This is a genomic window from Lactiplantibacillus songbeiensis (assembly GCF_005405125.1).
GTDB lineage: Bacteria > Bacillota > Bacilli > Lactobacillales > Lactobacillaceae > Lactiplantibacillus > Lactiplantibacillus songbeiensis.
This window is the reverse complement of the sequence record NZ_BJDL01000017.1, coordinates 1-12,345: the sequence shown is the minus strand read 5'-3', so window position 1 is coordinate 12,345 and position 12,345 is coordinate 1. Positions and strand designations below refer to the sequence as shown.

Below are 12,345 nucleotides of genomic sequence, written 5' to 3'. Positions count from 1 at the left end.
TTAATCTTGTGGTGCATAAGGCTTTTGATAAGCCAAACCGCGGCTATCATCAGTTAAAAGTTGTGATAATGGATCTAAAGCTTTCGGTCCATGTAAGTGGGCCATCCCCCAATATTTTAAAGCTTGATGTAGTTCACCGGCGACTTTGTGGTCGTCACGGCCGTTTTCAAGTTGTTGGGCGGACTTTAATAAAAGTTTCGTTAAGTCCGGTAACTTTTGAACCTCAGCGCCATTGTAAGCCGTATCGATGGCTTGCATTAAAGTGGTGCGATTAGTGTTGGTCATTGTGAATCCCCCCCTAAGTCAAAATTATACTAGTTAGGTTAAGCGATGTAACTGCGTGAATCAGTTAATACTTAACTTACTTACTGGTTTAGATCAACAATACTGGTACTTGGGATAATGGCTCGCTATAATGACGTCCAGAGTTAGTTGTACCGCATTAATTGGGGGGATTATCATGAAAAAAGTGATTTTAACCAGTAGTTTATTAGGCGCTATTGTGATGGGCTTAGCCGTGGGGGCGCCCGTTGCGACTGCCAGTGCTAAGCCGGCATTGTCGGCCATGGCGGTGACGTATTATGCCGCTAAAAAGGCGGCTACGTTTGTCGGGAAAGCTAGTCCGAAAGTGAAAAAAGTCGTACTCCAATATGGCAAAACTAAAAAAGTTACGGCCACTGTTAAGGCCCGGAAGTTTAAAGTGACCAAAGCGTTCAGTGGTTATCGTGATTTTAAACTATATGGTGTTAACCAGAAAGGGCAACGCGTCACCAACGTTTACACGTATGGTCCTAGCCGCTATGCTACGAAAGCGCCGGCGATGGTTCAAATTGACCGTAGCGGGGTACCTGATACGCTATTAGTCACGCTCAATGTCCCTAAAGCCAGTGTGATTACGATCGATCAACGTGATCATCGGTTAGTGAAACAGTATTGTAGCAGTACCCCAGCGTTATTCCATCTGAATGGGATTACGGCTAAGAAATATCAAGTGACGGCAACCGCCAAGCAAGCTGACCGCAAGACGAGTCCAGTGTTGAAGTTGCCAGTTGTTAAGCGGGGCCTGATTATGGTTGCGCGCTATTAAATCGGCAGTTAGTTAGGATTAAACTTGCCACTCTGGTTGGCCCAGAATTGGCTGGAACGTGGTGGCCGCGTTTGCAAGCCAAAGTGCGGTCTTACAAGCCGGGCTTTATCTAAGTCGACAACCCACGACTAAGATAAACGGTACCACTGAGTCAATGCTGGACTGCTCGTCGTTAAATAGCAGCATTGTGATGAGTTAGTGGCGACTTATTTTTAACTGGTAATTTAGTCGAACAGCAAGTTAATGCGACGAAAATAAAAAACACCTTGTCAATTGTTGAAATGATTGACAAGGTATTTTTGTTAGATCACGGTGGCACCGAGACTATTGGCAAAGTGTTGCAGCGCCCAACTGTGGCCGGTTGGATTGAAGCTGGCCACACAGTTGCGGTGAATCACGAGTTGGTAGCCGAGATTATAAGCATCGACGGCGGTGTGCAAGACGCAGATGTCAGTACAAACACCGGCGAGTTCTAGCGTGGTGACATGGCGTTCGCGCAAGCGCAAGTCTAAGTCTGTCCCGGCAAAGGCGCTATACCGCGTCTTGTCGAATAGCCAGACCCGGTCGTCGGCTTGGTGTTGGTCGAACCAGTGCTTGACTGGGCCATAAAGTTCACGACCCCAAGACCCACGAACGTTGTGGGGCGGAAAGAGCTTGGTTTCAGGATGATACGGATTGTGCGGGGTATGCACATCGGTTGGCAGTAGGACCCAACCTTCATTTTGCTGCACGGCATTGGCCCGTTCAATCAGGTTAGGTGCGAGGACTTGGCCGGGTTCGCCACAGGTTAAGGCACCGGCATCGGCGACAAAATCATTCGTGTAATCAATGATGAGTAAGGCTTGATCAGCTGACATAAAAAATCCTCCGTGAGTTTGACTTGGATTCAGTATGTCGGTTCAAGTACGGCCTGTCAAAGAATGACATTTTCTAAACACACAAACAGCCGCCAGCGATTTGCTGGCGGCTGTTGAAGCGAGTGGTCCTTATTTAGCGAGGGCTTTTTGAATGGCAGTGACGATTTGATCTGGTGTTAACTTAAATTCATGCCAGAGTTCGGCGGTCGTTTCACGATCATTGAAGCGTTTGGCTGCCCCAAAGTTTAAGACGTGCATGTCCGTATCACCATAGAAGCGACTGACTTTTTCACCAAAGCCACCACTTAAGCTGGCCTCTTCTAAAGTCACGACTAATTGATGATGAGCTTGCAAAGCGGTCAACCCGGCTGCATCTAAATCAGATAAGTTCCGCGGGTCAATGACGGTCGCATCAATTTGATGTTCGGCTAGTTGACCCTGCACTTGTTCAGCGAGTGGCAATAAGCTACCGACACCTAATAACGCGACTTGTTGCCCAGCATGCACGGTCCGTAAGTGATGAACGTCGAAGTCGGTTAAGTCGGCCGAATGAACGGCGTTGCTTGGTACGCGAATGGCCACGGGACCGGTCGTTTGATGTAAGGACCAGCGCATCATCGCGGCTAATTCTTCTTTAGTTGTTGGCGCTAAGTACGTTAAGCCAGGAATGTTGGATAACATGGCCACGTCGAAGATACCTTGATGGGTCGGGTCACCGGCGCTAATACTGCCACCGGCGACCATGATAGTCACGGGCAACTTGTTGATGCCTAAGTCGTGTGACAACTGGTCGTAAGCTCGTTGCAAGAACGTCCCAGAATGGAAGACGATGGGCCGTAAGCCTTGTTGGGCTTGACCAGCCGCAAAGGTAATCGATTCTTGTTCGGCGATACCAACATCGAAGTAGCGTTCCGGATGGCGGTTGCCGAAACGTTTTAAGTCATACATGCCGGGAATCGCCGCTGTAATGGCAGTTAATGGCGTGTGTTGGTTAGTTAATTCATCTTCCAAGACAGCATGAATCGTGTCGGTATAACTTTCTTTGGTATTTGGATGCAAGGTTTGACCAGTCTTTAAGTCAAAGGGCACATGCCAGTGGAAGGCTTCTTCATTTGCCAAAGCTGGCGCATAACCACGGCCCTTTTCAGTATGCACATGTAAGACGATCGGGTGATCGATATCCTTGATTGCTTTAAAGGCCTCAATCATCGTGGCAAGGTCGTTACCTTGATCGACATAGCGATAGTCTAAGCCCATTGCTTTAAACAAGTTATTGCTGGCTTGTCCATTGGTTTCACGAAGTTCTTTTAGGTTTTGATACAACCCGCCATGGTCTTCGGCGATTGACATCCCGTTATCATTAGCCAAGATAATCAAGTTTGACTTCAAAGTTGCGGCCGTATTCAAGCCTTCTAAGGCGAGACCGCCAGATAACGAGCCATCACCAATCACGGCCATGACGTTACCTTGCTTGGCTTGTAAGTCCCGCGCAACGGCCATCCCGGTTGCTAAGGCGATTGAAGTCGAGGTATGGCCGATGTTGAAGTAGTCGTGTGGACTTTCTTCAGGGGCGGTATAGCCACTGACATCATCGTAATGGGCAGGATCCAACCAAGCTTGTTTACGGCCAGTTAGGATTTTATGCGTATAAGATTGATGAGAAACATCCCAAACGACTTTGTCAGTTGGGGAATCAAAGACGTAATGAAAAGCAATCGTTAATTCAACGACGCCCAAGTTAGGACCAACGTGGCCGCCAGTTTGGCTAACTTTGTTCAAAAGGACTTGGCGGATTTCAGCAGCTAAGGCTGTTAATTCAGGCAAAGTTAATTTTTTGAGATCAGTTGGTGATTCAATGGTATTTAAAATTGGTGTATTCATTTTTTGTTTATGCTCACTTTCAGCTAGTTTCTGGATAACGTTATCTAAGATACCAGCTTAGAGTAGGTCGAAGACAAGTGTTTTGTCTGAAAAAATAAAATTATTTTTATAAAGCACATGTTTGGTGTTAGTTGGATTAGGTTGCCACTCTGGTTGGCCCAGAATCGGCTGGAACGTGGTGGCCGCGTTTTTGAGCCAAAGGGCGGTCTCAAAAGCCGGGCTTTATCTAAGTCGCAAAAGTCACGACTAAGATAAACGATACCACTGAGCCAATTCTAGTCCGCCCGGCGTTAACTATTGGTTATTTATAAGTTAGCGTTGAGTCAAGAAACTAATTAGCAGACGTCAGTTTTAACTAGCACTAAGCGTAAGGACTTTAGCTGTTGACAATAAAGTAACAATTAGCTAAAGTGTAGTTGTGCTTAATAAGACAACAACTAATAAATGATCAAGAAAGAAGACGTTTAATTATGAAATATGCAATTTCGGCAGCAACGGGTCACTTTGGTCAAATCGTTATCCAAGAACTTTTAAAGACCGTCGCGCCAACGGACGTGATTGCCATCGTTCGGAATCCTCAAAAGGCCGCAAAAGTCTTACCAACCACGATTACAGTCCGTCAAGCTGACTACACGGATGAACCTGCGCTAGAACAAGCCTTGGCTGGCATTGACCGGTTCTTATTTATTTCATCAGTTCCGGGTGGTAAAGTAGCCCGTGAACAACAGCATCAAAACGTGGTCACGGCTGCTACAGCTTCTGGAGTGGGTTACATTGCTTATACCAGTTATGCCAAGGCTGATACGGCAAAATCGTGGTTATCTACTGATCACGTGGCGACAGAAAAGATGATTAAGGCTAGTGGTATCGACTACTCATTTTTGCGTAATGCTTGGTATTTGGAAAATGAAAGTTCATACTTGCAAGCTGGGGCAGCTGGACATGATGCGATTTATGCAGCGGGTGACGGTAAAATTAGTTTTGCGTTGGAACGTGAATATGCGGTAGCAGCCGCGAAAGTCTTGTTGACGTCAACGCCAAAAGCCGTCTACGAATTCGGTGGGCAACCACGGTCATATGCCGATTTGGAACAAGCTATCAAACGGGCAACGGGCCGCGCTGATTTTCAATTTAAAGCAGTTAGCCCAGCTGATTATCAAGCCGACTTGATTGCGAATGGCGTGGATGCGACGATGGCACCCGTACTAGTTGGCATGCAAACGATGATGGCGGATAATGAATTAAATGTTACTTCTGACGATCTGCCAACAGTTTTGGGTCACGCATTAACCCCAATCGAAACTGCAATCAACGAAATTTTGGCGCAGTAACTTATGATTTGGCGTTAACATGGGTCTTCGGGTACAATGAAACAAGTAGATTTGAAACAGCGATGATGTCAAAAGGGTAGGTGGCTGGCAGTTGAAGTATTCTTATAAATTGAGCGATGCTATTCATATTTTGGCGTATGTCGCCATTATTGATGATCAAAAGATCACGAGTAATGATCTGGCAGCCAGTATTGAAGCTAATGCTAGTGTTGTCCGCCGACTAATGGCGGATTTGAAACGAGCGGGCTTGTTAATCAGTCAAGCTGGATCAGCCCAACCGCAGTTAGCCAAACCGGCCGATGAAATCACGGTACAAGACGTTTATGAAGCGGTTGAAACCAATCAGGACTTGTTACACGTGGACCCGCGGACGAATATGCAATGTCCAATCGGTGCCAATATTCAGCAGACGTTAGATGGTCTTTACGACCGGATACAAGCTGCCGCTAAAACTGAGATGGCACGACAAACCTTGGCAGATGTGATTACTGGTATTCAGACACGTCGGGCGCAAACAAGCTAGTTTTTGTTGCCGTGTTCACTAAGAATAATTTGGCATAAAACTCAAAATAAGCAGGTCAGAAAGTTTAAAATTTCTGACCTGCTTATTTGTCGTCCAGTTGAAGGTAATACATAAAAAGAGTTCGGATTGTCTCCAAACTCTTTCACAGCGAGGTAACACAAGCTCAATTAAGCAGTAGCGGTCATGCGGCGCAGTAACCAAGTGGTCCCAGCGCGGAAAATCAAGCCAGCAAAGATCACTAGCAACAGTAGGTGGGGGTAAGTCAGACTAACTAGCAAGTACAAGCCGCTAATAACGACCATCACTTTAGCAGAACGGTATTCTTCGTGATCATGATTAGCTAGCGATTGATCTGGTCTTAAGTTGGCCCGAATGATCAATTTGAACATCAGTAACTGACAAAGATCAACCAATGCGATCACCACGGCAAAGGCCAATGCCGCGTACCGAGACGTTTGACTATTTTTTAGCCAGCCGGTCACGAACGGCAACAAGCATAGTAACGACAAGTAATCCATATTAAGGATATACAAAGACGACGGGACTTGGATGCCTGGGCCGAAGAGCTCTTGGTGATATTGCCAATATTGCGCAACCACCGCAAAGCTAATCAGATAAGTGAAGATTTCTTGCAATAAAGTGTGGGTAGCGGCTGGAGATAATGCGCCGGTTGGAATCTTGATATCCAAGACCATAATGGTTAACACGACGGCGAAGACCCCATCGGAAATGGCAACTAGCCGGTCTTTCGAATGTTGGAACAGCACCTCATCACCCCACTGCTTAATTGATTACTTTCAGTTTACCGGAAGTCGTCAGAAAAAACTGCGAGTGACAGTTGGTAGTGTCGTTGACGTTACTAAAGTATCATTGGGGTGTTCAGTTAGGTTAACTATTGGGGAAATGATGATGACTAAATTATTAAAAGTCTTTCTATTGTTAGTTGGGTTAGGGTTGATTATCTGCGTTATCTTAGGATTGATTTACTTTTATGGAAGCTAAGACTTATTAGGATTAGATTGCCATTCTGGCCCGCCCGGCGTTAACTAAGGGGATAATTCTGAGTGCGTTTCAATCTACAGGTTATAATTCGTGAGCAGTAAGCGAACAAGCTTTATTGGAACATGAAATTTCAAACTAAAAACGCCCCATTCAAATGACTTTGCGAGTCATTTGAATGGGACGTTTAGGCTTAATCGGCATTAATGGATTGTAAATAAACTAATTGATCAGTTGAAATTTGTTCATAGAGCGCATTTCCTAATTCACGATTATACTTTTTAGTGGTCAATTGGGCTTGGATAAAGTTATATTCCCACTGGAAAGCTTCAATTAAAAGCTCGTTTTGAGCTTGCTGGAAGTCGCGGGTGCCCGATAAGCGCCGATGACGTTCATCGTAAGCCCGGCGGACAATCAGCACTTCTTGTTGATTATCTTTAGTGTAACTGTCATTGAGCATCTTAACCACCGCGTTGTACGGCTTTTGTTCGGTACTGCGGATTTCACTCCAGATGGCTTTGTTTTTGGCAAGGGCTTGTTCACGGGTCATACCGTGGCGTTTGAATTCCTGCATCCTTTTACGCCGTAAGCGAGCGCGTTTACTCATTGACCGACGTCCCAGTACGACAAATCTAAAGAATAACCATAGTCGTTGCCAGAAAGACCGTTGATTTTGAAGTTGCGTCTTTTCGGCAATCTGTAAGTAACGATCTGCTAAGTCGGGGGTTAGTTCACCGGTGGCTACCATTTGGTTAATCGTTTGTTCTTCACAATCATAAGCTTTGACAAAGAGTTCCGTTAACCGGGCTTTCTTAGGGCGGCCTTCCAAGGTCCGTTGACCTTCCAAAATCATAATCGTTTGGCTGGCATTGGGTGTGTCGCCATAGCGGGCATTAATCATGTGGATGGCATCGGTGACCATTTCAATCTTGGCTTGGGCGATGTCTTCTTCGGCGACTTTATCAACTTGCTTTGGCAAGAATAGTGGCAGCAGAATGGTCGGGACCAGTAAGCTGACTAAGATGACCACGGCCGCAATAAAGATGATGTCGTTGCGATACGTAAACGCATGGTTGCCTAGGGTTAGCGGTAGTGAAAAGGCCATCGCTAACGTAATGGTCCCGTGGACGCCGCTTAAGGCTGCGACGAGACTATTTAAAGCTTTTTCCTGATTAGTCCAAGCGCGAATGTTGGCCAGGCCAAGTTGAATCCACAAGAAGCGGACTAGCGTCATGATGAGGTAAAGCAAGATGCCGACGCCAACTAAAATGGCGACGGATCCAGTATCTCGTTGTTGTAGATGACTGATAACGCTAGGCAATGAAACGCCTAGGAGGACAAAGACGATCCCATTTAAGATGCTGGCAATAATTGACCAGGTCGTGGACATCACGATTTGCAGCCGCGAGGTCGTTAACCGTAACCGTTCTTGTTGCAAGCCGTGAATTAAACCGGTAGCAACGACGGCCAAAATACCGGAAACACCAATAGCCTCGGCTAATAAGTAAACGACGAATGGCGTCAGCAACGTATAAGGCACGATGACAGACGGCGTGTCAACGCGCATGTTAATCAGCATAATACGAATCGCCACGATGATATAACCTAAAATGGCGCCTGCTAGAATGCCGCCGACAAAGACGTATAAAAAGTTACCAATGCCACTAACGACTGAGAATTTACCGGTGACCAATGCCGCAATGGCTAAGTTAAAGGCGACGATCCCGGAAGCATCATTAAATAGCGATTCATTTTCCAAAGTATCCATCACGTCTTTAGGGACGGATACTTTGGTGGTAATTGAAGAGACGGCGACGGCATCGGTTGGCGTAATGATGGCGCCCAATGCCAAGGCGAGCGCTAGCGAAAATTGTGGCATGATCAGATGAGTGACTGTTCCCACAATGAGAATCGTCACAATCGCGAGGACCACGGCTAATGATAAGGTGGTTCTGATCTGGTGACTGAGCTTGCGCATGCTGGTATTTTGACCATCATTAAACATCAATACCGAAATGATGGCGAATAAAAAGACTTCCGGTTCCAGTTCAAAATGGCGATAGAGCGGCGTTAAGGCTAAGAGTAACCCGGCCGCAATTTGGAGAAAAGCAACTGGTATTAGACTGAAGCGGGCATAAATGGCATTGGCACCCACGACAGCTGCAATCAGTAGTAAGACTAAGAAAACGGTTTGCAAGTTCGTTGCCTCCTTTATTAGTTAATTTGTCTAATTTTAACGCAAAATAAATCATTGCGGTACTAAATCAGTGTTGCAGATTGGATATTATGTCCAAATTGTTCAGTTGGACGGTCACAATGTTGAACATCCGTACCAACCTAGCCGTTAACCCTGTCAAATGAGAACGGATTCAGTATAATGAAAGCATCAAGTCAGGTTTGGATGGGTGTTAGCCGTCTTCGTTGACCAGGACAGTCGCTGTGGGGCGGACCTGCAGCCAAAGAACGGTCTGCAGGGCGCTTTCAAGCCGTAACCTGCGTCTTAAAAGGCGGCCCAGTCACTAAGACCGGAAAATCACCGGTCAAAGTGACTCGACACGGCGACCATCCTGGTCACTACGACTAGAGTTAGCGATGCCAATACAAATTGTGGACCAAAGTCGATCTAAAGGGAACCATACACATTAGTTTTTGAAGATTGATTAATCAGCCTATTAGTTGAATTTTAGGGTTAGAGGAACCATTAATTCATTGTACCTGTGAATTAACGCCGGGCGGGCTAGAATTGGCTCAGTGGTGTCGTTTGACTTAGTCAGTGATTTTCCGACTTAGTCAAAGCCCGGCTTTTGAGACCGTTTTGTGGCTCAAAAACGTGGCCACCACGTTCCAGCCAATTCTGGTCCAACCAGAGTGGCAAATTAAGCCCATTATAAATGGAGGAATTTACATGTTAACAATTGCGTATATTGGGAACGGAAAGAGTGCCAATAGATATCACTTGCCTTTTGCTTTAAAGTTGAAAGATAAAATCAAGGTGAAAACGATTTATTCACGTTCTGGTCGTCAGAACTGGACGCCCATTGAAGGGGTGCATTATACGACTGATATCAATGATATTTACGATGATCCTGAGATTCAGTTGGTTGTCGTTTCAACGCCAGGGTCAACGCATTATCAATTGGCTAAAGACGTGTTGAATCACGGCAAGAACGCACTGGTTGAAAAGCCCTTTACTGAAACTTCGGCACAAGCTCGCGAGCTTTTTGCTTTAGCCAAAGAGAAAGGCTTATTAGTACAATGCTATCAAAACCGGCGTTATGATTCCGACTTCTTAACAGTGCAAAAAGTGATTGAGAGTGGTAAATTGGGCGACTTATTAGAAGTTGAGATGTCGTTTGATTATTTCCGGCCAGAAGTGCCAACCAATGTGGATCACTTCTCCGTTGAGTCCAGCTACCTTTATGGGCACGCCTGCCACACCTTGGACCAAGTGATTTCTTATTTTGGGCGGCCAGATGATGTGCATTATGATGTGCGCCAATTATTAGGGGCAGACCGGATGAATGATTACTTTGATATTGATTTGTATTACGGGACGTTGAAAGTTTCCGTCAAGTCTAGTTATTTCCGGATTAAGCCACGACCTAGCTTTGTGGTTTACGGGAAAAAAGGGATGTTCGTTAAAGCCGAAAAAGATCGGCAAGAAGTTGATTTGAAACATTTCTACTTGCCAGATCATCCCGATTTTGGGATAGACCAACCGGAAAATTATGGGACGGAAACCTACATGGATGCGGATAATCAGTATCATGAAGAAAAAGTCGTCTCGGTTCCCGGTGATTATAGTCGGGTTTATGAAGGCCTGTACCAAGCGATTATTAATGGTCAGCCGAAGACGGTTAAAGATGAAGAAACGATTTTACAATTAGAGATGCTCGAAACCGGGATCAAGCAAGTTAAACACTAAACGGAGGTGTGACCGCATGCGCTTAGGAATCTTAGGAACCGGCAAGATTGTGGCTGACTTTTTAACGATGGTCGGTGATTTACCAGATATTGATTTGGCCGGAATATTGAGTACGCCGCGGAGTCTAACGAAGGCACAAGGCTTGCAGACGAAGTATGGCATTAAAAAGGTCTATACGGATTATGATTTGTTATTGGCCGATCAAAATATTGATACGATTTACGTCGCTTTGCCGAATTCGTTACATTACAGTTACACGAAGCAGGCGTTGGAGCAGGGTAAGAATGTCATTTGTGAAAAGCCGTTTACGTTGAATGCGCATCAATTAACCGAGTTGAAACAGTTGGCGTTAAGTCAGGATTTGGTGTTGGTTGAAGCCATTACCAATCAGTATTTACCGAACTACCAAGCCATTAAGCAAGACTTGCCTGCATTAGGCGACTTGAAAGTGGTTGAATGTAACTACTCACAATACTCATCGCGTTATGATCAATTTAAAGCAGGCACCGTGTTGCCAGCCTTTGATCCTAAGCTGGGCGGCGGTGCCTTGATGGATTTGAATATTTATAATATTCATTTTGTGGTCGGCTTGCTAGGTGCGCCAACTGCGGTCCATTATCTAGCCAATATTGAGCGCCAGATTGATACGTCAGGCGTTTTGATCATGGATTATCCCAATACTAAAGTCGTCTGCATCGGAGCCAAGGATTGCGAAGCACCGGTCAAGTCAACTTTGCAAGGAACGGCTGGATCGATGGTCGTCAATGGTCCAACGAATACGATTCCCAGCTTCGATGAACAATGTCGCGACGGGATGGCTGAGATGGTCAACCATAATCGGCATCCCCATCGGATGTTTAGTGAATTCGCCATCTTTAATCGGGTGATTACGGAACACGACATGGCTTTTGTAAAGACGCAATTACGCCATTCGGAACAAGTTATGGCAGTGGTTGATCAAGCGTTAGCATCGGCGCAGTTGAAGTTGGGATAAACCAATTGATGTGATATCTGTTTGAGTTACCAATATATTGAGGAGTGATTAATAAAGGAGATGGGATTGCCTTATCTTAGTAGGGTAATCTCATCTCTTTTATTGGTTTTATAAGTTTGTTCGTTGATTCTTATTGTGGGGTCCGTTAATAATCGAGTTGTCAGTGGCAACTCGATTATTAAGCCAGTCGACATGCTTATGTTTGCTAGATTGCCAGTCAACTGTAAAATCCTGAAAGTCGCGTAATAAATTTAAAATCATTTCCCATTCTGGTGAATGAACGGATTTAAGCTTTTTTGTTCCGTTTAAATACTTCTTAAACGATTTTCCTTTAATAACGGTTTCTAGGTCGCTAGTATTACTAATAAAATGACACGGCTTGGTATTGTATTTGTTTTTGCTTAGTAACCGAAGAACCTTGATAAATACAATTAATGTTGTCAATCCTGGAGTATAGTTAACCCCGTCATTTGGAGTTGAACCGGTCTTTATAAAAACTTTTTTTCCGGGAATTTGAATTCGAAATCCCCATTGGTTTAGTCTTGCATCTGGTTTGATACGAATATCCATTAATACTTCAATTGCTTGTTCTGTATTCATACATTGTTTCTCCTGTATAAAAGATTTCCGTACCTACTGAATAATAATTAACGATAAGTTTACCAAATCAGTATGCTTGGTGCTAGTTGGTTTAAATTGCCACTCTGGTTGGTCCAGAATCGGCTGGAACGTGGTGGCCACGTTTGTG

Annotated in this window: 11 protein-coding genes; 5 read left to right on the top strand and 6 right to left on the bottom strand. The window is 45.0% G+C overall.

What is annotated here, in order from left to right; all coding sequences use genetic code 11:
• Window positions 1–285 (bottom strand): bacteriocin immunity protein, encoded by a 285-nt coding sequence (locus FFM77_RS06610; RefSeq protein WP_137634978.1) that lies wholly within the window; start codon window positions 283–285, stop codon window positions 1–3.
• 175 nt (window positions 286–460) lie between these two features.
• Between FFM77_RS06610 and FFM77_RS06605 the strand changes: the two genes are divergently transcribed.
• Entirely contained in the window at window positions 461–1,087 is a 627-nt protein-coding gene (locus FFM77_RS06605; RefSeq protein WP_137634977.1) for a hypothetical protein, read from the top strand.
• 302 nt (window positions 1,088–1,389) lie between these two features.
• On the opposite strand, the gene FFM77_RS06600 is transcribed toward FFM77_RS06605, so the two are convergent.
• Together FFM77_RS06600 and FFM77_RS06595 are read right to left on the bottom strand one after the other, a co-directional pair.
• Window positions 1,390–1,944: a cysteine hydrolase family protein gene (locus tag FFM77_RS06600; protein ID WP_137634976.1), complete on the bottom strand. Its 555-nt coding sequence runs from the start codon at window positions 1,942–1,944 to the stop codon at window positions 1,390–1,392.
• A 129-nt stretch (window positions 1,945–2,073) separates the two neighbouring features.
• Window positions 2,074–3,825: a 1-deoxy-D-xylulose-5-phosphate synthase gene (locus tag FFM77_RS06595; RefSeq protein ID WP_137634975.1), complete on the bottom strand. Its 1,752-nt coding sequence runs from the start codon at window positions 3,823–3,825 to the stop codon at window positions 2,074–2,076.
• 470 nt (window positions 3,826–4,295) lie between these two features.
• Between FFM77_RS06595 and FFM77_RS06590 the strand changes: the two genes are divergently transcribed.
• Complete coding sequence (locus FFM77_RS06590) at window positions 4,296–5,156, top strand: NAD(P)H-binding protein (RefSeq protein WP_137634974.1); 861 nt, start codon at window positions 4,296–4,298, stop codon at window positions 5,154–5,156.
• 91 nt (window positions 5,157–5,247) lie between these two features.
• Complete coding sequence (locus FFM77_RS06585; RefSeq protein ID WP_137634973.1) at window positions 5,248–5,679, top strand: Rrf2 family transcriptional regulator; 432 nt, start codon at window positions 5,248–5,250, stop codon at window positions 5,677–5,679.
• Between the two features lie 167 nt (window positions 5,680–5,846).
• On the opposite strand, the gene FFM77_RS06580 is transcribed toward FFM77_RS06585, so the two are convergent.
• Window positions 5,847–6,446 (bottom strand): TMEM175 family protein, encoded by a 600-nt coding sequence (locus FFM77_RS06580; protein WP_171001569.1) that lies wholly within the window; start codon window positions 6,444–6,446, stop codon window positions 5,847–5,849.
• A 425-nt stretch (window positions 6,447–6,871) separates the two neighbouring features.
• A complete protein-coding gene (locus tag FFM77_RS06575) occupies window positions 6,872–8,875 on the bottom strand; it encodes a Na+/H+ antiporter (protein WP_137634971.1) in 2,004 nt (667 codons plus the stop codon).
• A gap of 708 nt (window positions 8,876–9,583) precedes the next feature.
• On the opposite strand from FFM77_RS06575, the gene FFM77_RS06570 reads away from it, so the two are divergent.
• Both FFM77_RS06570 and FFM77_RS06565 read left to right on the top strand, forming a co-directional pair.
• Window positions 9,584–10,603, top strand: a complete 1,020-nt coding sequence (locus FFM77_RS06570; RefSeq protein ID WP_137634970.1) for a Gfo/Idh/MocA family oxidoreductase — start codon at window positions 9,584–9,586, stop codon at window positions 10,601–10,603.
• 16 nt (window positions 10,604–10,619) lie between these two features.
• Entirely contained in the window at window positions 10,620–11,597 is a 978-nt protein-coding gene (locus FFM77_RS06565; RefSeq protein WP_137634969.1) for a Gfo/Idh/MocA family protein, read from the top strand.
• Window positions 11,598–11,705: 108 nt separating this feature from the next.
• Here the strand turns inward: FFM77_RS06565 and FFM77_RS06560 are convergent, their stop codons facing one another.
• Complete coding sequence (locus tag FFM77_RS06560; protein WP_137634968.1) at window positions 11,706–12,197, bottom strand: hypothetical protein; 492 nt, start codon at window positions 12,195–12,197, stop codon at window positions 11,706–11,708.
• Window positions 12,198–12,345 lie beyond the last annotated feature (148 nt).

Coding starts and splice junctions, on each gene's coding strand:
- FFM77_RS06610 (WP_137634978.1), bottom strand. CDS start 285: ATGACCAACACTAATCGCACCACTTTAATGCAAGCCATCGATACGGCT.
- FFM77_RS06605 (WP_137634977.1), top strand. CDS start 461: ATGAAAAAAGTGATTTTAACCAGTAGTTTATTAGGCGCTATTGTGATG.
- FFM77_RS06600 (WP_137634976.1), bottom strand. CDS start 1,944: ATGTCAGCTGATCAAGCCTTACTCATCATTGATTACACGAATGATTTT.
- FFM77_RS06595 (WP_137634975.1), bottom strand. CDS start 3,825: ATGAATACACCAATTTTAAATACCATTGAATCACCAACTGATCTCAAA.
- FFM77_RS06590 (WP_137634974.1), top strand. CDS start 4,296: ATGAAATATGCAATTTCGGCAGCAACGGGTCACTTTGGTCAAATCGTT.
- FFM77_RS06570 (WP_137634970.1), top strand. CDS start 9,584: ATGTTAACAATTGCGTATATTGGGAACGGAAAGAGTGCCAATAGATAT.
- FFM77_RS06565 (WP_137634969.1), top strand. CDS start 10,620: ATGCGCTTAGGAATCTTAGGAACCGGCAAGATTGTGGCTGACTTTTTA.
- FFM77_RS06560 (WP_137634968.1), bottom strand. CDS start 12,197: ATGAATACAGAACAAGCAATTGAAGTATTAATGGATATTCGTATCAAA.